The organism is Streptomyces sp. NPDC101234, from assembly GCF_044767525.1.
GTDB lineage: Bacteria > Actinomycetota > Actinomycetes > Streptomycetales > Streptomycetaceae > Streptomyces > Streptomyces sasae.
Genome location: NZ_JBIWOA010000023.1, coordinates 174118 through 193219, shown reverse-complemented (window position 1 = coordinate 193219; position 19102 = coordinate 174118). Strand labels below are relative to the sequence as shown.

Sequence of the window (19102 nt, the reverse complement as noted above, 5' to 3'; positions counted from 1 at the left end):
CGGCACCTGCACCACCTGCCACCAACCCCTGCCCAGAACAACCCCCACCAGCCAGAACCCGAGAGCCAGAGCAACTTAACGGAGTCCTACTAGGTGGTGGCCCCGCTGCCCGAAGGGCCGGGCGACGGGGAGCCGTCGCCGGGGCGCTGCCAGGGGCCGCCCCGGTCGTGCATGCGGTCGTGCATACCGCCCCGGCCCATGCCCATGAAGTCGCCCGACAAGGCGCCGGACGCGGCCAGCCTGCCGTCGTTCCCGCGGGTGCCGACCAGGAACACCTTCGCGTCCTTCTTCAGCGAGCCGGCATCCCCGCGCACCTTGACGCCCGAGCCCACGGTCCACGTCCACGACGTACCGTCGTCGCTCTTCACCGTGACCTGGTCACCGGCCACCTTCTCGACCGTGCCCCGCTGCCAGACCCGTACGACGTACTTGCCGGTGTCCGGGTCCTTGACCGTCGCCTCGCCGTGCACACCCATGCCGCCCATCCCGGACCAGCCGTGCCCGGGGCCGTGCCCGTCCGGGGACGAAGGCGCCGACGGCGCCCCGGAGGCGGCCGGCGGGGTGGCGGGGGCGCCGCCGCCGGAACCGGCGGCGAACGCCACCGTCCCGCCGAGGGCCAGCGCCCCGGCCACGAACGCCACGGTCACCGCACGGGTGCGGAGGGACCGCCGGCGCCAGCGGGCGCGCAGCGGCGCGCCCGGTTCGCGGTCCGGTCCCGGCCCCGCCAGCACCTCCCACTCCGGGGCGGCCTGCGGAGGACGGTCGGGCATCGGCGGGATGGAGGGGTCTGTTCCGTCGCCGGCGCGGCGGTGTTCCTGCTCGGGTTCGTGCGTCACGGCTCGCTCCCATCGGCGAACGGCACGCGGCATCGCGCGGCGCATGCCTCTGTGTGAAGTGTGAGAGTTCGCTGATAAGAACCTGGTAATCGGTCCCTGTGAATCCGATCAGCCCGCGTTCGACGCACCCGGATCCGGTGCGCGGCCACCGGTCCTCGCTGCTACGGCAGTTCCAGCGCCCGCGCGATGAGCAGCGCCACGTCGTCGTGGTTGTCCGGGTGGTGCAGCTCCCGCAGCAGCAGGTCGCAGGCCTCCTCCAGGGGGCGGCCGGGGTCGTCGAGGAGGTCCAGCAGCGCGTCCAATCGCTCGTCCAGGGAGTGGCTGCGGGTCTCCACCAGACCGTCGGTGTAGAACACCAGCTCGTCGCCGGGCTCGAAGTCCACGGTCGTCGTGGCGAACGGGACCCCGCCCACGCCCAGCGGGACCCCGGTGGGCAGGTCGAGGAGTTCCGGCGGCCGGCCGGGGCGGACCCGGGCCGGGGGCAGATGGCCGGCGTTGGCGATCCGGCACTGGCGCAGCTGCGGGTCGTGGACGGCGTACACGCAGGTCGCGATGGAGTGGTCCAGACCCGAGGTGGTCTTGTCCAGGTGCTCCAGCAGGACCGCCGGATCCAGGCCCAGTGAGGTCAGCGTGGTGGTCGCGGTGCGCAGCCGGCCCATGGTCGCGGCCGCGTTGATACCGCTGCCCATCACATCGCCCACCACGAGCGCCGTCCGGCCGCCGTCCAGCGGGATCACGTCGAACCAGTCACCGCCCACCTCGACGGTCTCGCCCGCCGGCTGGTAGCGGGAGGCGACCTCCAGGCCGTTGGTGACCCTCGGGTGGGTCGGCAGCAGGCTGCGCTGCAGGGTCAGCGCGGTGGTGCGGGCGTTCTGGTACCAGCGGGCGTTGTCGATCTGCACGGCCGCCCGCGCCGCCAGTTCCCTGGCCAGCAGCAGATCGTCGTCGTCGAAGGACGCCGGATTGCGGGTGCGCTTGAGGTCGAGGGCGCCCAGCACCTCGCCGCGCGCGATCAGCGGCACCGCCAGATACGAGTGCACCCCGGCGCGGCCCAGCAGCACGGCGGCCTCGCGGGAGGCGGCGATCCTCGGCAGGTCCTCGTCCTTGACCTGCCGGACGACGACGGCCTCCCCGGTCCGTACGCACTCGGTGATCAGCCGGTCCGGCGCGTACCGGGCGACCGTGCCCGGCGTGTCGGCCGCCTGGACCGCGTCCGCCTCCTGCTCCGCACGCACGGCGAGGGCACGGATCAGCGCGGGCTCGGCCGGGCCGAGCGTGCTGTGGGGCCGGGCCTCCACGACCGCGTCCAGCAGTTCCACGGACGCCACGTCCGCCAGTTCCGGCACGGCGACGTCGGCCAGCTCACGGGCGGTGCGGTCGAGGTCCAGGGTGGTGCCGATCCGGGCGGACGCGTCGGCGATCACGGCCAGTCGGCGGCGCGCGTTCTCGGCCTCTACACCGGCCCGGAACGCCTCGGTGATGTCCACCACCGAGGCCGCCACACCCAGCACGTTGGTGAGGGCGTCCTCCAGCCGGTAGACCGACACCGACCAGATGTGCTCCTCGTCCGGGTCGGCCGGCGTACGGCCCACCGCGGACTCGTCGATGACCGGCTCGCCGGTCCGCAGCACCCGCAGGTAGGCCGACTCCAGGGCGTCGGCGTCCAGGGAGGGCAGCACCTCGCGGATCGTCCGCCCCACATGCTCCGCTGCCGGGACACCGTTCATCCGCTCCATCGCCGGGTTGACCGACACGAACCGCAGATCCGTGTCGAGGACGGCCAGCCCGATCGGTGACTGCTTCACGATGCGTTCGGACAGCGCCACGTCCTGCTCCAGCCGGCGCACCGTCGACTGGTCGGCGGCGAGCCCCAGCGCGAACACGTCGCCGTTGTCGTCCATGAGCCGCATGTTGCGGAACTCCACCACATGGGTGGTGCCGTCCTTGTGTCGGATGGGGAAACCGCCCGCCCAGCTCTGCCCGGTGCGCATCACGTCCGAGAACAGCTTGCCGACCAGTTCGATGTGGCGTTCATCCACCATCAGCCGGGCGGCGTACTGCCCGAGCGCCTCGTGGGCCGGATAGCCGAAGAGCTCCTCCGCCTGGGGGCTCCACAGCACGATGCGCCCCTTGGCGTCCAGCACGATCGAGGCCATGCCCAGGACGTCGAGCAGTCCGCCGGGCCGCACGGGCCCGCGTACCGGCTCCTCGCCCTCGGCCGCCGAGGCCTCGGCTGGACTCATTGCACGCACCGCCTTCGAACTTCCGTACGGCACGTCGTCCCCCGTGCCGACTCCCCATGTTCTATCGCGCTCACACCCGAATCACCGACGCCGCCGCCGACTTTTCCACCATCTCTCAACACGACGGCATCCGTACGGCGAAGTGACCACGGAGACGGCAGTGACGTGAGTTCACCTTCCCGTCCCCGTCATTGGTCTGTACATGTCGACCGGGTCCGCGCCAGACTGGTCGGCGCACCCGCCTCCCACCCCCCAGTACCGAGGAGTAGGCTTCCATGCCCGCGTCCACCCGGCAACGTTGTCGCGCAGGCCTGACCGCCCTGATCGCCCTCGCCGCGACCTTCGCCCTGTCCACCGGTACGGCCTCCGCCGCCGACACCTGGACCGAGACCGGCTCCGACCGCGCCGACCCGCTCACCGAGAGCCAGGGCCTGACCTCGGTCGAGGTCCCGGCCAACAGTGCCAACCGGTACACCGGCATCGGCACCATCCCCGTCAGCGTCTCCAGCCGAGGCTGGAACCACGTCGGCGACCCCGACGAGTCCTACGACGGCTACTACGTCGAGCCGTACCAGGCGGACTCCGGCACCGCCAAGATGTACCGGGTGCAGGCGCCCGACGGCACCTGGTCGGAGTACACCCACACGCTCGCCTCCGGCGAGGCGCTCAACAACTCCTGGGACGCGATCTCGCCCGACAGCCAGTACATGCTCTCCGGCGAGTACGGCACGATGACCCGCTTCCTGGTCTTCCCGACACCGGGCGCCAACAAGAGCACCTCGCCGTCCGCGAACCTCCCGCTGGCCTCCGTGGTGAACCTCGACCACGCCGTGCGCGACGTCCAGGGCTGCGACTTCACCGGCGCCACCACGCTGCTGTGCTCCTCCGACGACCCGGACGGCAGCCTCTTCGGCTACACCAAGCCGCTCCTGCAGATCGACCTGTCCGCCAAGCCCGGCACGGGCGACGTCACCGGTCATGTCACCGCCCTGCGCCAGCTCCCGCTGCGCAGCTCCTGCTCCGGCACCTACGAGGTCGAGGGCATCGACTACGACCGGCGCACCGGCACCCTGCGCGTCATCGTGATGTCGCCCGGCTTCTGCATCCTCACGGACAGCAAGACGTACAAGTTCACGCGGAGCTGACTCCTTCCGGGTGCGCCGGCGGGTGGTGCAGCGCTCGTGAATCGGTGCTTTTCTGTTGGCATGGCGCGGTTCGCGGGGGAACCCGTGACACCGCGCCATCGTCATGAGAGGAGCGATCACGATGGTCCCTGAGCGACTGCACGAGGAACCCGTCTCCCTCGAGATCAGCGGATGCAGCAAGGAGGACGCGCGGATCGTGTTCGACACGCTGTGCCAGTGCTTCGAGTCCGACCGGGCCGCCGAGGACGTGCCGCAACAGCTCCACGAGACCCGCCCGATGGTGTGGCTCGGCACGTTCGAGGTCACCGACGCCCACGAGTGCACCCCGCCGCCCCGGCTCTCGGCACCGGTCGAGGCCGACGCGCAGGGCGGGTACTGGGCGATCAGCCGGCTCCACACGACCCTCGACTCCCTGTTCGCCGTACGCAACCTGTCCTCCGCCTCGGGGGACCAGGAGAGGGAGCTGCATGTGCTGCTCGAAAGCCGGTGACCGGGCTGTCCGAGAGCGGCGTGGTGTGTGACATGCCACTGTGAGCCTTTGTGCAACTAGTTGCATAAACCGTGCGCGGTCCTCTACAACTACGGTGACGACACCGCGCACGGAGGCCCAGATGAGCCGTTACCCGCACCTGCTGAACCCGCTCGACCTGGGCTTCACCACGCTGCCCAACCGCGTGCTCATGGGCTCCATGCACGTGGGCCTGGAGGAGGCCGAGCGCGGCTTCGAGAGGATGGCGGAGTTCTACGCCGCCCGGGCGCGCGGCGGAGTGGGCCTCATCGTCACCGGCGGTATCGCCCCCAACGACGAGGGGCGGCCCTACGAGGGCGGCGCCAAGCTCACCACCGAGGAGGAGGCCGGGCAGCACCGGGCCATCACCGAGGCCGTGCACCGCGAGGGCGGCCGGATCGCCATGCAGATCCTGCACTTCGGCCGCTACGCCTACCACCGGGACCTGGTCGCCCCCAGCCCGCTGCAGGCCCCGATCAGCCCCTTCCCGCCCCGCGAGCTCACCGACGAGGACGTCGAGCGGACCATCGACGACTACGCCCGCACCGCCCGCCTCGCCCGGCAGGCCGGCTACGACGGCGTCGAGATCATGGGCTCCGAGGGCTACCTCATCAACGAGTTCATCGCCGCCCCGACCAACCACCGCACCGACCGCTGGGGCGGCTCGTACGAGAACCGGATGCGCTTCCCCGTCGAGATCGTCCGCAGGGTGCGCGAGGCCGTCGGCGACGACTTCATCATCGTCTACCGGCTGTCCATGCTGGACCTGGTGCCCGGCGGCTCCTCCCTCGACGAGGTGATCACCCTCGCCAAGGCCGTCGAGGCCGCCGGGGCGACCATCATCAACACCGGTATCGGCTGGCACGAGGCCCGCATCCCCACCATCGCCACCTCCGTGCCCCGCGGCGCCTACACCTGGGTCACCAAGAAGCTGATGGGCGAGGTGTCCGTCCCGCTGGTGACCACCAACCGCATCAACACCCCGGAAGTCGCCGAGGAGCTGCTCGCCGACGGCTACGCGGACATGGTGTCCATGGCCCGCCCGATGCTCGCCGACCCCGACTTCGTCGCCAAGGCGCAGGCCGGTACGCCCGAGGCCATCAACACCTGCATCGGCTGCAACCAGGCCTGCCTCGACCACACCTTCAGCGGCAAGATCACCTCCTGCCTGGTCAACCCGCGCGCCTGCCACGAGACCGAACTGGTCCTCGCCCCGACCCGGCTGAAGAAGCGCGTCGCGGTCGTCGGCGCGGGCCCGGCCGGCCTCGCCTGCGCGGTCTCCGCCGCCGAACGCGGCCACGACGTCACCCTGTTCGACGCCGCGAGCGAGATCGGCGGCCAGCTGAACGTGGCCCGCAAGGTCCCCGGCAAGCAGGAGTTCGACGAGACCCTGCGCTACTTCCGCCACCAGCTCGACGCCCACGGCGTCGACGTACGCCTGAACACCACCGTCGAACCCGAGGACGTGACCGGCTACGACGAGGTCGTCGTCGCCACCGGAGTCACCCCGCGCACCCCCGACATCCCGGGCGTCGACCACCCCCGCGTGCTCGGCTACCTCGACGTGCTGCGCGACGGCGCGCCCGTCGGCGACCGGGTCGCGATCCTCGGTGCCGGCGGGATCGGCTTCGACGTCGCCGAGTTCCTGACCGACGGCGGCGACAAGGCGAGCGAGGACCCGTCGACGTACTTCAAGCACTGGGGCGTCGACATGGACTACCAGGGCCCCGGCGGGCTCGCCGCCCCCGAGCGCCCCGCGCCCCCGCGCACCGTCCACCTCCTGCAGCGCAAGGAGAGCAAGGTCGGGGCCGGCCTCGGCAAGACCACCGGCTGGATCCACCGCACCGAGCTCAAGCACCGGGGCGTCACCATGGTCCCGGGCGTCCGCTACGACCGGATCGACGACGCCGGAGTGCATGTCACCGTCGACGGGGAGAGCACCGTCCTGGAGGTCGACACCGTCGTGCTGTGCACCGGCCAGGAACCGCGCCGGGGCCTGTACGAGGAGCTGGTCGCCGCCGGCTGCAACGCGCACCTGATCGGCGGGGCCGACGTCGCCGCCGAACTGGACGCCAAGCGGGCCATCAAGCAGGGCACCGAGCTGGCCGCCGCCCTGTAGGGGCCCTCCCTAGGATGAGCCCATGTCACTCCCGCACGCGATCCTCACCGCCCTGCTCGAAAAGCCGTCGTCGGGGCTGGATCTGACCCGCAGGTTCGACAAGTCGATCGGCTACTTCTGGTCGGCCACGCACCAGCAGATCTACCGCGAGCTGGGACGACTGGAGGCCGAGGGCTACATCCGCGCACTGCCGGCCGAACAGCCGGCCCGCGGGCAGAAGAAGAGCTACGAGGTCCTGCCCGCGGGCCGCGCCGAACTGGCCCGCTGGACCGCCGCCTCCCAGGACCCCAAGCCGCAGCGGGACGTGCTCCTGCTGCGGCTGCGCGCGGCGGCGGTCGTCGGCACCGACGGACTCCAGGCCGACCTGCGCCGCCATCTGGAACTGCACCAGCGGCAGCTGACCGAGTACGAGGAGATCCAGCGCCGCGACTTCCCGCCGGGCAAGGACGCCCCCGAGGACCGGCTCCGGCACCTGGTGCTGCGGGCCGGCATCGATCTGGAGACCTTCTGGACGCAGTGGCTCACCCACGCCCTCCAGGAGTTCGGTGAACTCCCCGAGGGGTCCTAGGGGGGTTGCGAAAGCCCCGCCTGCCGCGCGACGCCATGCACGCACTCTCGCCGCACCGGGCGAAAGCCCGAGTACGTCCAGTACGAGGACTTCCGCCCGGCACTCCTCCAGCCTTCGGCCGGGGGCACCCCCAGAGCACGCACCTGACGCCGCACGGCCCGCCCTTCGGGCGAACGACGGCACTTTCGCAAGACCCCCTAGAGCCGATAGGGCTTCGAGCGCTTGCGCAGGTACCAGCCCGTGGCGATGATGCCCGTGCCGACCAGCGCCGCGCCGATGCCCAGGGTGAGCGGGCCGTAGTCACGGGCGGCACCCCCCAGACCGCCCATCACACCCCGGGCGGGCGCGGCCGGCCTGTTGGTGGACGAGGTCGTCGGAGGAGCGGGCACGGCGGGGGCGGCGGAGACGATCACCGACTGGGTGCCCGCCGTACCGCCGTTGGAACAGACGACGACCACCGTGTAGGTCCCGGGCGACACACCCGACCAGGCGGCCGACTGGCTCACGGTGGTGCCCGACAGGGCCACCTGCCGCCCCTGGGCGAACGAGGCCTGGCTGCTGTTGAGCAGCGAGGCGTTGCCCCAGCTGCCGTTGCTCTGGGTGCAGGCGCTGGTGACCACCGAGACCGTGGTGCCGGTGGTGCTCACCGAGATGCCCGAGACCGCGTCGGACGGCCCGGCCAGCCAGGCCGGGAGCGCGGCGGCGGCCGCCAGGGTCAGGCCGGAGCGGAGGAGAAGTCGTGTAGTGCGCATTGGCTGCCCTCCGGCGGCACGGTTGGCGGAACGTCCCTTGCGCCGCCGAGGATCGGGAGACTCCCGTGCTGCCTCAGGTTCAGCGAAGACGGCCCCCGCCCGCCCCGCACCCGGAGGGCGCCCGGTCAGGTGACGCGCTCCGCCGGACGGCCACGCGCGGGGCGGGTCACGACCCCGTCGGCACGGCCCGCTCCACCGACCACCCGCCCCAGGTCCCGTCGGGCAACCGCGCCCGCAGCCGCACATGGTGTACGACCCCATGGTCCCGTCCCACATAGAAGCTGTAGGCGGAGCGGCCTTTCGGCGGGGTGCCACCCCACACCAGCGAGGTGGTCGCCGTGCCGTCGAGCCGGATCTGGTACTCCGTGACCACACCGTCCACGCGCGGCGGGTCCCAGGCCAGATCGAGGTAGTACGCGCCCGCTTCCGCGTGGCTCTTCGCGGTGAACCGGGTCGGCGCGGTGTCCCGGCCGTCGTCGCTGCCCGGCGTGGTCAGTCGGACCACCGCGCTCGCGGGCGAGAGGTTGTCGGCGGCGTCCCTGGCCCGGACCGTGAACACATAGCGCGTGCCCGGCCGCAGCCCCGTCACCACGGTCGCCGTCTGGTTCCCGCCCACACTGTGGATGCGGGTGTCGCCTTGGTAGACGTCGTACGACAACACCGCCCGGTCGTCCGTCGAGGCGCCCCAGGACAGCTGCACCGCACGGCTGCCCACGGCCTGGCCGCTCGGGTGTGCCGGGCGGGTCGGCGCCGAGCGGTCCGCCGCGACCAGCGCCGGTGTCGTCGCCCGCACCCCGGGGCTGCCCGGGCCGAGGCTGCCGTCGCCGCCCCGCGCCCGCACGGTGAACACATACACCGTGGACGGTCTGAGCCTGGTGACCTCCACCATGTGCTCTGACCCGGGCACTTCAACGACTTTCGTGGTGCCGCGATATACCTCGTAGGCGCGGATCCCGGCACCGTCCGGCAGTGCGTTCCACATGACATGCACGCTGGTGGCGCTCCCGGCCGTCGCGGTGACCCCCGTCGGCGCGCCGGGCAGCCGGCCGCTGTCGCCGTCGGCGGCCCCGCCCCAGCCGCAGGACGTCACCGACAGCAGGACACAGACCACGACGACGGCTCGGCGCACGGTTCCGCCTCTCCGGGGACGGCAGCACGGCAATGGTCCGGACCAATATGGTCTGCCCGGCATGCGGACAGCAAGAGGGCCGTATTGCGGACGTCGGGCCGGAGTTACGTATGCTGAACGTACTGCGGCCGAACTTCCCGCAAGAGCAGGGAAGTTCGCGCCTGTGGCGCGGAACGCTGTCGTCGCTGATCCCGCGCCGACGCGGGCGGCCGGGGCGGCCTGGGCTGACACCGGCTCAGCGCCCCGGCCCCCGGCGGATTCTCACGGAGTGTCAGTTTCTTGCTCCGTACGGCCCTGTGGAGCCTTCGCTTGCTGGCCCGGGGACCGGACCGGCACCACATTGGGTGACTCCATGTCCCCCACGGAGAGGGTCCCTCATCGTGCGTGTCCAGTTGCTGACGCTGGCCGCGGCCGGCGCCGCCCTGCTCGCCCCGACCACGTCGCCCATCCCCGTCGGCCCCCTCATGGCCCCCGGCGCACGGCACCGGATCACCGCCACCGACCTGCTGGACCAGGTGCGCGACTGTACCGAGGTGTCCAAGGGCCGCTACCGTACCGACGCCGGTACCGCCGCCACCGTCCCCGTGTGCGACACCGAGCAGGCCGTGTTCTGGAAGGCCGACCTCGACATCGACTGCGACGGCCGGCCCACCGCCCACTGCAACCATGCCGCCGATCCGGCATTCTCCGCCGCCACCGCCTACCAGCAGTCCGACGGCCGCCATCTCGACGCGGAGACGCTGCCCTACATCGTCGTACCCGCCCCCAGCGGCCGTTGGGACCACCGTGCGTCCGGTGTCCGGGGCGGTGCGGTCGGCGCCGTGATCTACAAGGGCCGGGTGCAGTTCGCCGTCGTGGGCGACACGGGACCGCGCGACATCATCGGCGAGGCCTCGTACGCCACCGCCCAAGGCCTCGGTATCAACCCCGACCCGCGCGCCGGCGGGGTCCCCTCCGGAGTCACGTACATCGTCTTCAAGGACTCGGTGATCAAGCCCATCGAGGACCACGCGGAGGCGGAGGCGGAGGGGGAGCGGCTGGCGGCACTGTTCACCGGGAGCGACTAGTCCGGTCCCGGGCAGAGGCACCGGGCGGCCGGGCCGCCGACCGCGGGCCGGGAAGCACGCGACGCCGCCCGCGAGCCGGGGACGACCCGAGCCGTCCGCGACCCGCCGCCCGGCCCGGGAGAGAGCACGCCATGCACCCGAACGGGACGGCGTGTCCGGGACGGTCCAGGTGCTCACCCTCCGGACGCGGCGCCTCGCTCGGCCGCCGCGGCCGGCCGCTCGCGCGGTCCGCTCGACGGGTCCGGTGCGGGGAACCCTTCCCCGCCACCGGTGGGCGGGCCCGGCTTCACGCGGCGACGCCTAGGGGCGCCTAGGGGGTGTCCGCCTTGGTCCACGAGTCGCCGCCGAGGAGATACCAGTAGGCGGGCCGTCCGCCGCTGCCGCTGGTGCGGAAGGGGCGGCCCTGGTCGTCGATCCGGACGGTGCCGTGGCGGGAGCCGCTGGACCAGTTCAGTTCGAGATACCAACTCGTGTCGTACGCGGAGGCGTCGGCCCTGACGTAGAAGACCATCGGGTCGGACTCGCTCACCTTGATGGGGAAGCCGTGCTGACCGTCCTTGGGCACCAGGGCAGGACGGGCGGCGTCGAGGTCGATGCTGAAGGAGCGGGTCGACACGCCGCCGCCGCAGCCGACGCCCATGGTGTAGTCGGTCCAGGGGAGCGGCGCCCTCCTGCCGGTCGTGCGGACGGTCAGGCTGTCCAGGACCACGGTGTCCGCACCGGCGCCCTGGACGGTGAGCGTGACGTACTGCTCGGCCGCGGAGACGGCCCCCTCGGCCGCCACCCACGCGGGCGCGTCGTTCTCGACGGGCGGCGGGGCCACCTGGTCCGGCGGTGCGTCGACCAGATAATGCTGGCTGCACTGGTCCTCCCAGCTGTACGGCCGGGTGTGCACCGTCAGAGGCACCCCGGTCGAGGTGTCCGCGCCGGTGGCCGACGGGGTCGTGCCGGCCGTGCCGCCGGGCGATGCCTTCGCGGTGTTGGTGGCCAGATCCGTGGCGGAGGCGGAGGCTGCGGCGGAGACCGAGGGCGAGGCGTGGGACGGAGACGCGGAAGCGGTCCGGCCGTCCGTGCCGCGCCGAGCGCCGGCCGTGGCGGAGGCGGCCCCGGCCGACCGGTCCCGGCTGTCGTCGCCGCGTGACGGCAGGGTCGCGGTGAGCGCGACCACGCTCGCGACGGCGGCCACCGCGATCCCGGCGAGGACGGGCCCGCGGATGCCGCGTCGTCCGGCGGAGGCGGCGGGCCTGCCGCCGGGGAGCAGGACAGGGCTGCCCGGAGCCGATTCGGCCGCCTCCGGCACCGGCACAGGTTCCGCCGGGGACTCGGATCTCTCCGCCGGCCCCCGAGCCGCACCCCGAGGAGTCTCCCGGGGTGCCTCAGCGAAAGCGGCGGCCGCAGCCGCAGTTGCTTTCGCGTCGTCGCCCGACGCCCTCGCGCCCGTCCGTCCCCGGTCCGCGTCCGCCAGCACCCAGCGCCGGTGCAGGTCGACGAGTTCCTCGGGCGACGCCTTGCACAGCCGCGCGAACCGCTCGACCGGCCCGTAGTCGGTCGGCACGGCGTCGCCGTTGCAGTAACGGTGCAGCGTCGACGCGCTCATGTGGAGCCGTCTGGACAGCGTTCCGTAGCTGTGCCCGGAGCGATCCTTCAACTCCCGCAGCAACTCGGCGAACGCGGCCCCGGCAGTGCCGTCCGACACCGTTCCTCCCACCCCCTGCCCTGTCCCCGTGCACCGAAGACAGGTCCTCATGCTCCTGCGTCCCGGTCCGCCACGGGAGGTGGCGGCCGGGTCGCGATACCGCACCGGTCGAGACCATCCAAGCATGAGGTCCGGGGTAACCCGCACACCAACCGACGTGCATCGGCTGCCAGTTCGGGGTTGACCCGACTGACGGCGTGGTGACGGCCGTGGACCGTCTCGGTGTGGCCGTGACGAAGGAGACGTGTGAGGCACAGGCCGGGCGGCCCGACGCCTCTGGACCCTGACGGTCCGCAACCGGCCGAAGGGAGGGCGTCGGCGGCTACGACGTCAGCGACGACTCGGCACCCGTCGGCGACAGGACGGACCTGCCGGCACCGGACCCCGCTCCCGTCCCGGCCGGCCCGCCTCGGCTCAGACGGCTGCCCAGCCGTTGTCCACGGGCAGGATCGCGCCGTTGATGTTGCCGGCCGCGTCCGAGGCCAGGAAGACGATCGCCGCCGCCTGCTCCTCCGGCTCGGAGACCTGGCCCACGTTGCCGAAGTAGGGGCCGAGCGCGGCCGGACCGTGCGCGCCGTCCGCCAGTTCGATCTCGATCCCGGTCCTGGTGCCGCCGGGGGCGATCGCGTTGGCCCGGATGCCCTGGTTGCGGTACATCACCGCCAGGGACTTCGTCAGGCCGACGACGCCGTGCTTGGAGGCCGTGTAGGCCGCGCCCGCCGCGCTGCCGCGCAGGCCGGCCTCGGAGGCGGTGTTGACGATCGCGCCCCGGCCCGCCGCCAGCATGTGCGGCAGCACCGCCCGGGTCAGCAGGAACGGCGCGGTGAGGTTGACCCGGATCACCCGCTCCCACTCCGCGTCGCTCACCTCGCCCAGCGCCGACATGCGGTCCATGATCCCGGCGTTGTTCACCAGGACGTCCACTCCGCCGAACCGCTCCACAGTGGTCGCGACCACCCGGTCCACGACGGACTGCTCACTGAGGTCGCCGGTGACGGCCATGGCCGTACCGCCCGCCTCCTCGATCTCCGTCACCGTCGCGGCCGCGCCCTCGGCGTTGAGGTCGGCGACCACCACCCGGGCGCCCTCCCTCGCGAAGGCCAGGGCGGCGGCACGCCCGATGCCCGATCCCGCGCCGGTGACGATGACGGCACGCCCGTCGAGTCCGCTGGCCATGTGGTGCTCCGATCTGGTGGTTCGAGGGCGCCAGGCGCCCGTTTCCGGTCACACCATACGACTTTATGTCGCTGAGTGACATAAAGTCGTCGACGGAATCTACCGCCGCTTCGGAGAGAATCCCGGTGCAGCAGTCACCGACGCCGGAGGGACAGATGACCGCAGGGGGACGCACCGGACGCCCGCCCCTGACCGAGGAGCGCAAGGCCGAGACCAGACTGGAGATCGCCCGGGCCGCGGTGGACCTGTTCGTCGCCCAGGGGGTGGCCGCGACCACCGGGGAGCAGATCGGGCAGGCGGTGGGGGTCTCGGCGCGCACGGTGTGGCGCTACTTCCCGAGCAAGGAGGCCTGCGTACGACCGCTGTTCGCGGCCGGCATCGAGGTGATCGCCGACTGTCTGCGCGCCTGGCGGCCCGGCCAGGCACTGGAGGAGGCGATCGGGGACGCCGTACCGACGGACAGCCGCCTGGCGCGCAGCCCGGACCGCGCCACCATGGGCGCCCTGGTCCGACTGACCCGCGACGAACCGGGCCTGCGCGCGGAATGGCTGCAGTCCTACGACGAGGCCGAACCGGCGTTCGCCCGCGCCCTGGCCGAACGGGCCGGGCTCCCCGCCGACGATCTGCGGCCCACCATCCAGGCGGCCATGCTCAACGCGGCCCTGCGCGCGGCCGCCGAGCACTACGCCTGGCGCGTCGCCGACGGGACCACGGAGCCCGCCACGGCCGAGGCCGAACTCACGGCGACCATGCGCTCGGCCCTCGCGGTCGTGGCGGGCGGGCTGTCGTAGGGGGTTCCAGGGGGTTCCAGGGGTTCAGACCTTGCGGTAGGTGTACGCCTCGGCGGCCGCCGACTCCACCGCGCCGAGATCCGCCCCGGTGGCCGCCGTGACGACCGCGGCCACCGCGCCCTCGACGAACGGGGCGTCCACCAGGCGGGTGCCGTCCGGGAGTTCGTCGCCCTCGGCGAGCAGTGCCTTCACCGTGAGCACCGCGCTGCCCAGGTCGGTGAGGACGGCGACCCCGGCACCCCGGTCCACGGCCGCGGCCGCGGCCGCGATCAGCTCGGCGCTGGTGCCGATCCCGCCGCCCTCGGTACCGCCGGCGGCGGCGACCGGCACCGCCGTGGCCCCGCCCGCCAGTCCCTTGGCCAGCTCCGCGACGGACGCGGCGACCTCCGCGCTGTGCGACACCAGCACGATCCCGACCAGCTTGTCGTCACTCACCGGACGCCTCCTCCAGCCCCGCGATGAGCAGCGCCGACGAGGTGGCGCCCGGGTCCTGGTGGCCGATGCTGCGTTCGCCGAGGTAGCTGGCCCGGCCCTTGCGGGCCTGCAGCGGAATCGTCGCCTCGGCGCCCTGCTCGGCGGCGGCACGCGCCGCGCCGAACCCGTCGCCGAGTGCGTCCAGGGCCGGCACCAGGGCGTCGATCATCGTCTTGTCCCCGGGCGCGGCACCGCCGAGCGCCATCACCTTGTCCACCCCCGCCCGCAGCGCCTCGGCGAACTGTTCCTCGCCGACCTCGGCCGCGTCGCCGAGCGCCTTGCCGGTGCTGCGCAGCAGCGTCCCGTACAGCGGCCCGGACGCGCCGCCGACCGTGGAGATCAGCACACGTCCGGCGAGCGTCAGCACGCCCCCCGGGGTGTCGGGTGAGTCCTTCTCCAACGCGGCCATGACCGCCTTGAACCCGCGCTGGAGGTTGCTGCCGTGGTCGGCGTCCCCGATGGGGGAGTCGAGGGCGGTGAGCCGCTCCGCCTCGCGGTCCACGGAGGTGGCGGTCGCCGCCATCCAGCGGCGGAAGAATTCGGCGTCGAGCACTGGATCTCCTTGCGTTGCGTACGGACGCGGGTCGGTACTGTTCCTCGCTCACATCCCCCAGCGCAGGGCCGCCGTCTTCACCGGCGCGTCCCACAGCCGCAGCAGCTCCTCGTCGACCTGGCAGAGGGTGACCGAGGCGCCGGCCATGTCCAGGGAGGTCACGTAGTTGCCGACCAGGGTGCGGGCCACGGTGACCCCGCGCTCGGCGAGCACGCGCTGGACCTCGGCGTTGAAGCCGTACAGCTCCAGCAGCGGGGTGGCGCCCATGCCGTTGACCAGGACGAGCACCGGGTTGCGCGGCGGCATGTCCTCCAGGATGGCGTTGACGGAGAAGTCGGCGATCTCGCCGGAGGTCATCATGGCCCGCCGCTCCCGGCCCGGCTCGCCGTGGATGCCGATGCCCAACTCCAGCTCGCCCGGCGGCAGATCGAAGGTCGGGCTGCCCTTGGCCGGGGTCGTGACGGCGCTCAGCGCGACACCGAAGCTGCGCGAGTTCTCGTTCACCTGCCGCCCGATGGCCTCCACCCGCTCCAGCGGCTGCCCCTCGGCGGCAGCGGCGCCCGCGATCTTCTCCACGAACAGGGTGGCGCCGGTACCGCGGCGGCCGGCGGTGTAGAGGCTGTCGGTGACGGCCACGTCGTCGTTGACGAGGACCTTTCCGACCTGGATGCCCTCGTCCTCGGCGAGTTCGGCGGCCATGTCGAAGTTGAGCACGTCACCTGTGTAGTTCTTCACGACGAACAGCACACCGGCTCCGCTGTCCACGGCCGCGGCGGCCCGCGCCATCTGGTCGGGAACGGGAGACGTGAACACCTCACCGGGACAGGCCGCCGACAGCATCCCGGGACCGACGAACCCGCCGTGCAACGGCTCGTGCCCCGAACCGCCGCCCGAGATCAGCCCGACCTGACCGGCGACGGGGGCGTCCCGCCGTACGATCACCCGGTTCTCCACGTCCACGGTGAGATCGGGATGAGCGGCCGCGATGCCCCGCAGCGCATCCGCCACCACGGTTTCCGGAACGTTGATGAGCATCTTCATGGGTACCTCCCAGTGACATTAGCAGCCTAGCCCTTGACCTGCGTCGTCGCAGGTCAGGGCGGATGCGGGGGACTTCCGAACCAGGTGGTCGGTAACGGTCCGTGGCGATCGGGGGCAGGTCGTGGCAGGGGTGATGCTGACTCGGTGCTGACTTCGATGACGGGTCGTCAGGCTCGCAGGGGGGTGAGGTGGCCGGCAGGGTCGCGGGTGTCGCTGACGGCAGTATCGACCTTGCCGGCGCGAAGGTCACGTGCGCGGCGTGCACGGGCCCCGCTGAGGACCGAGGACGTCGGCAATGCCGAGCGCGTCATGACCGGATGCGTCGGAGGGCCGGTTCCGGCCGTCGGTTCGCGGTCTTGCGCCACATGCTTTCCGGAATCACACCTGGCTATTGATCGTTTTTCGTATTGTCGGGTTATCTTCGGCGGTCAGGGGTCGGATGTCAGCTGAGGGACGGGAACCGTGGAGCGGCGCGGCAGTCGGGGCAGGTTGTACCGGTCGGTGACGGGGACGGCCGCGGTGGCCCTGGCGGTCGGCGGTTGCGGCGCGGGCTCGGCGGGCGGAACCGGTCACACGGCTCGCGCCTCGCAGTCCGCCGCACCGGGCGGCACCAGCAGAACCGCGCCGAAGAGTTCTGACGCCGCACTCTGGCGCAGGTGGGGCCTGACGCCTCTGTCCACCGCACCGCAGCCGCCGGCCGACAAGCCGGTGAAGCTCTCCGCCACCGGAACCGTGCCGGTCTTCACCCACATACCGACCTCGCAGAAGGTCGTCTTCGTCACGGTGGACGACGGCCAGGAGAAGGATCCCGAGTTCATCGAGATGATGCGGGACTTGAGGATACCGATCACGATGTTCCTGATGAACGACGCCATCAAAGCGGACTACGCGTATTTCAAGCCGCTGCAGGCACTGGGCAACCACATCCAGAACCACACCCTGCACCACCCCGTCATGAACACCATCCCGCTGGCCCGCCAGAAGGAAGAGGTGTGCGGCGACCAGAAGATCCTCACCAGGGAGTACGGCACCGCACCGCTGCTGTTCCGGCCGCCCTACGGCGCGTACGACAGCGACACCAGGACCGCGGTCGGCGAGTGCGGACCCCGAGCGATCGTGTGGTGGCGGGAGTCCATGCAGATTCGCAATATGCAGTACCAGACGGCGGACAAGAAGCTGCGCGACGGCGACATCATCCTCGCCCACTTCCGCGGGCCCTCCGAGCTCAAGGGCGCCACGATGACGCAGATGTTCGCCAACCTGCTCCGGCGCATCCATGAGCAGGGGTTCGCGGTAGCCCGCTTGGAGGACTACATCCAGCCACCGGCCTGATGAATCCCCGGGCGACCGGCATTCTCCCCGCCCCGGTGAGGTGATCTCCCCAGGGGATCCCGCGAGCCGCGATGAGTTCTGCGGCGTTTGGCGGTCCTACTGCCGAACCGGTGACCGAGGAGGACTTCTCATGCGCAGGGTGACCTATTCGATGGGCGTCTCACTCGACGGCTATGTCGTCGGGCCGGACGGCGGCTTCGCCTGGACGGCGCCGGACGCGGAGGTCTTCCGCTTCTGGATCGACGAGATCCGAGGGGTCGGCGTCCATCTGCTGGGACGACGGCTGTACGAGACGATGCTGTACTGGGAGACCGCCGACCAGGATCCGTCGCTCGGCGCCCCGGAGCTCGAGTGGACCGCGCTCTGGAAGCGGCTCCCGAAGGTGGTGTTCTCCACCACGCTGTCGGAGGTGCAGGGAAATGCCCGGCCGGCCCGTGGAGGCCTCGCGGAGGAGATCGAGCGGTTGCGAGCCGAACCGGGGGAGGGGGAGATCGCGATCGGCGGCGCGACTCTCGCCGCGGAGGCGGCTGCGCTGGGCCTGATCGACGAGTACCGGACCGTGGTCTACCCGGTGCTGGTCGGCGGTGGCATCCCGTTCTTTCCCCGGCGCGAGCGCCGGGTGGATCTGGAACTCGTGCAGACCCGCACCTTCGGCTCGGGAGTCGTCTACCTCTGCTACCGCGTGGCGAACCGGTGACCTGACGGGTTCACGGGTTCAGGTGCGGAAGTAGTGTCCCTTCTCCAGGTCCTCCAGGAGGCCCGGTCCCAGCGGGCGCCAGTCGAGGAGTTCGCGGGTGAGGGCGCTGGACGCGGGGAGGTCCTGGCCGATGAGGCCGGCCAGCCAGGTGAAGTGGGCCGGGGCGTCCTCGGGGGCGACCGGGGCCGTCGGGACGTCCAGGTGACGGCCTATCACCTCCGCCACGGCGCGGATCTCGACGCCGTCGTCGGCGACGCCGTGCAGTACGGATCCGGCCGGTGCCCGTTCCACCGCGAGCCGGAACAGCCGGGCCGCGTCCAGGCGGTGGACGGCGGGCCAGCGGTTGGCGCCGTCACCGAGGTAGCCGGAGACGCCCGTGGTGCGGGCGAGGGCGACGAGGGACGCCATGAACCCGGCGTCCCCGTCACCGTGGCAGGTCGGTGACAGCCGGACCACCGACGAGCGCACGCCCCGCTCGGCCGCGGCCAGTACCGCCGTGGCGGTGGCCGCGCGCTCGGACAGTGCCGATCCGTCGGTCGTCGGCATGTCCCGTTCGGTCACCGTGCGCCCCGGCGTGAAGCCCATGAACCCGCCGGCGACCACCAGGGGGCGCCCGCTGCCCGCCAGCGCGTCGGCGAGGGTGTCGACGGCCCGGCGGTCGGCCTGCGCGGCGCCCGCGAAGTCGCCGGTGAAGGCGATGTCGTGCTTGAAGGCGAGATGGACCACGCCGTCCGACGCGGCGGCGGCCGTGCCGAGGACGTCGAGGTCGTCGATCGTGCCCCGGACCACACCGGCTCCGGCCCCGGAGAGCGCGGCGGCGGAGGCGTCGGAGCGGGCGAGGCCGGTGACCTCGTGCCCCGCGTCGAGGAGATCGGGGACGAGGGCGGAACCGAGCCAGCCGGAAGCGCCGGTGACGAAGATGCGCATGGGAGTACCTCAGACCACGAGTGGGTGTCGATGCCGTCGGGCGGCATC

Annotated in this window: 18 protein-coding genes; 8 read left to right on the top strand and 10 right to left on the bottom strand. The window is 72.1% G+C overall.

The window, feature by feature from the left end; translation table 11 throughout:
- Positions 1 to 89: 89 nt before the first annotated feature.
- Both ACIRR9_RS35595 and ACIRR9_RS35590 read right to left on the bottom strand, forming a co-directional pair.
- Positions 90 to 836 (bottom strand): hypothetical protein, encoded by a 747-nt coding sequence (locus ACIRR9_RS35595; RefSeq protein WP_403760622.1) that lies wholly within the window; start codon positions 834 to 836, stop codon positions 90 to 92.
- Between the two features lie 161 nt (positions 837 to 997).
- On the bottom strand, positions 998 to 3079 hold the full coding sequence (locus ACIRR9_RS35590; protein WP_403760619.1) for a SpoIIE family protein phosphatase: 2082 nt from the start codon (positions 3077 to 3079) through the stop codon (positions 998 to 1000).
- Between the two features lie 275 nt (positions 3080 to 3354).
- Here ACIRR9_RS35590 and ACIRR9_RS35585 point away from each other — a divergent pair, with 275 nt between their 5' ends.
- The 4 genes from ACIRR9_RS35585 (at position 3355) to ACIRR9_RS35570 (ending at position 7419) form a co-directional block, all read left to right on the top strand.
- Positions 3355 to 4224 carry a hypothetical protein gene (locus tag ACIRR9_RS35585; protein WP_403760616.1) on the top strand — a complete coding sequence of 290 codons (870 nt, stop codon included), beginning with the start codon at positions 3355 to 3357 and terminating at the stop codon, positions 4222 to 4224.
- Positions 4225 to 4345: 121 nt separating this feature from the next.
- On the top strand, positions 4346 to 4714 hold the full coding sequence (locus ACIRR9_RS35580; protein ID WP_365345668.1) for a hypothetical protein: 369 nt from the start codon (positions 4346 to 4348) through the stop codon (positions 4712 to 4714).
- 121 nt (positions 4715 to 4835) lie between these two features.
- Positions 4836 to 6851, top strand: a complete 2016-nt coding sequence (locus ACIRR9_RS35575; protein ID WP_403760613.1) for an FAD-dependent oxidoreductase — start codon at positions 4836 to 4838, stop codon at positions 6849 to 6851.
- Between the two features lie 22 nt (positions 6852 to 6873).
- A complete protein-coding gene (locus ACIRR9_RS35570) occupies positions 6874 to 7419 on the top strand; it encodes a PadR family transcriptional regulator (protein WP_403760610.1) in 546 nt (181 codons plus the stop codon).
- Positions 7420 to 7616: 197 nt separating this feature from the next.
- Here the strand turns inward: ACIRR9_RS35570 and ACIRR9_RS35565 are convergent, their stop codons facing one another.
- Together ACIRR9_RS35565 and ACIRR9_RS35560 are read right to left on the bottom strand one after the other, a co-directional pair.
- Positions 7617 to 8171 (bottom strand): hypothetical protein, encoded by a 555-nt coding sequence (locus ACIRR9_RS35565; protein WP_403760608.1) that lies wholly within the window; start codon positions 8169 to 8171, stop codon positions 7617 to 7619.
- A 166-nt stretch (positions 8172 to 8337) separates the two neighbouring features.
- Positions 8338 to 9300, bottom strand: a complete 963-nt coding sequence (locus ACIRR9_RS35560) for a fibronectin type III domain-containing protein (RefSeq protein ID WP_403760605.1) — start codon at positions 9298 to 9300, stop codon at positions 8338 to 8340.
- Between the two features lie 380 nt (positions 9301 to 9680).
- On the opposite strand from ACIRR9_RS35560, the gene ACIRR9_RS35555 reads away from it, so the two are divergent.
- Complete coding sequence (locus tag ACIRR9_RS35555; protein ID WP_403760602.1) at positions 9681 to 10367, top strand: glycoside hydrolase family 75 protein; 687 nt, start codon at positions 9681 to 9683, stop codon at positions 10365 to 10367.
- Between the two features lie 310 nt (positions 10368 to 10677).
- On the opposite strand, the gene ACIRR9_RS35550 is transcribed toward ACIRR9_RS35555, so the two are convergent.
- Together ACIRR9_RS35550 and ACIRR9_RS35545 are read right to left on the bottom strand one after the other, a co-directional pair.
- The gene (locus ACIRR9_RS35550; protein WP_403760600.1) at positions 10678 to 12063 is read right to left on the bottom strand and encodes a helix-turn-helix domain-containing protein; all 1386 of its coding nucleotides are present in this window, start codon (positions 12061 to 12063) and stop codon (positions 10678 to 10680) included.
- A gap of 414 nt (positions 12064 to 12477) precedes the next feature.
- Positions 12478 to 13239, bottom strand: a complete 762-nt coding sequence (locus tag ACIRR9_RS35545) for an SDR family NAD(P)-dependent oxidoreductase (protein WP_403760598.1) — start codon at positions 13237 to 13239, stop codon at positions 12478 to 12480.
- Between the two features lie 155 nt (positions 13240 to 13394).
- Between ACIRR9_RS35545 and ACIRR9_RS35540 the strand changes: the two genes are divergently transcribed.
- A complete protein-coding gene (locus ACIRR9_RS35540) occupies positions 13395 to 14030 on the top strand; it encodes a TetR/AcrR family transcriptional regulator (protein ID WP_403760595.1) in 636 nt (211 codons plus the stop codon).
- Positions 14031 to 14054: 24 nt separating this feature from the next.
- Here ACIRR9_RS35540 and ACIRR9_RS35535 read toward each other — a convergent pair whose 3' ends face one another.
- Genes ACIRR9_RS35535 through dhaK form a run of 3 tightly spaced genes read right to left on the bottom strand, consistent with a single transcriptional unit; the run spans position 14055 to position 16098 of the window.
- Entirely contained in the window at positions 14055 to 14465 is a 411-nt protein-coding gene (locus ACIRR9_RS35535; protein WP_123971653.1) for a PTS-dependent dihydroxyacetone kinase phosphotransferase subunit DhaM, read from the bottom strand.
- A complete protein-coding gene (gene dhaL / locus ACIRR9_RS35530; RefSeq protein WP_403760592.1) occupies positions 14458 to 15057 on the bottom strand; it encodes a dihydroxyacetone kinase subunit DhaL in 600 nt (199 codons plus the stop codon). Before dhaL ends, ACIRR9_RS35535 begins: the two co-directional genes overlap by 8 nt.
- Positions 15058 to 15105: 48 nt before the next feature.
- Complete coding sequence (gene dhaK, locus ACIRR9_RS35525; protein ID WP_403760589.1) at positions 15106 to 16098, bottom strand: dihydroxyacetone kinase subunit DhaK; 993 nt, start codon at positions 16096 to 16098, stop codon at positions 15106 to 15108.
- Positions 16099 to 16599: 501 nt separating this feature from the next.
- Between dhaK and ACIRR9_RS35520 the strand changes: the two genes are divergently transcribed.
- Entirely contained in the window at positions 16600 to 17430 is an 831-nt protein-coding gene (locus tag ACIRR9_RS35520; protein WP_403760586.1) for a polysaccharide deacetylase family protein, read from the top strand.
- A gap of 130 nt (positions 17431 to 17560) precedes the next feature.
- On the top strand, positions 17561 to 18127 hold the full coding sequence (locus ACIRR9_RS35515) for a dihydrofolate reductase family protein (protein ID WP_403760583.1): 567 nt from the start codon (positions 17561 to 17563) through the stop codon (positions 18125 to 18127).
- An 18-nt stretch (positions 18128 to 18145) separates the two neighbouring features.
- Here the strand turns inward: ACIRR9_RS35515 and ACIRR9_RS35510 are convergent, their stop codons facing one another.
- Complete coding sequence (locus ACIRR9_RS35510; protein WP_403760580.1) at positions 18146 to 19054, bottom strand: SDR family oxidoreductase; 909 nt, start codon at positions 19052 to 19054, stop codon at positions 18146 to 18148.
- Between the last annotated feature and the right edge of the window lie 48 nt (positions 19055 to 19102).